Origin of the sequence: Eikenella sp. HMSC061C02 (assembly GCF_001809035.1) — a bacterium.
Taxonomy (GTDB): Bacteria; Pseudomonadota; Gammaproteobacteria; order Burkholderiales; family Neisseriaceae; genus Eikenella; species Eikenella corrodens.
The window spans coordinates 1-388 of the sequence record NZ_KV795580.1; the positions used below are offsets into that span (position 1 = coordinate 1).

The 388-nt window shown below is 57.5% G+C and carries 1 protein-coding gene; it reads right to left on the minus strand.

Annotation, left to right across the window (positions count from 1 at the left end; translation table 11 throughout):
* A partial coding sequence (locus tag HMPREF2541_RS11430; protein WP_210387159.1) for a hypothetical protein occupies window positions 1–326 on the minus strand: 326 nt, incomplete at its 3' end.
* Window positions 327–388: the final 62 nt, after the last annotated feature.

A 388-nucleotide genomic window follows, 5' to 3' on the forward strand; every position in this document is an offset into this window, starting at 1 on the left:
CCGCCGAAAAACTTAGACAGCTTGCGCACGGCGTTGTTGGCGCTGGAAATGGTGTTGCGGCTGCGGTGGCTGATGATATTCTGCAGGTAGCGTTCGGCTGCAACAGGAAAGGTAACACGGGCGGACTTGGGCAGTTTGGCTGCTTCGAGTTTGCTCCACTCTTGGACGGCGGCAATGTAGTCCGTGCCAAGCGGGATTTCTTTGCGCCGCCCATCTTCCCGCCCGTCGTAGTAGTAATAGACGGTGGTCTTGCCGTTTTTTCGGGTGCGTTTGCGCGCCAGCATTCTATCCGGCAGGTTGCTGTTGGCGCTTCGTTTCCTGCCCATGATTACTCCCTCCTAGACTGCCGGCTGCCACCTGGGCTTGTCCGGCTTATGTTTTTGCGGTT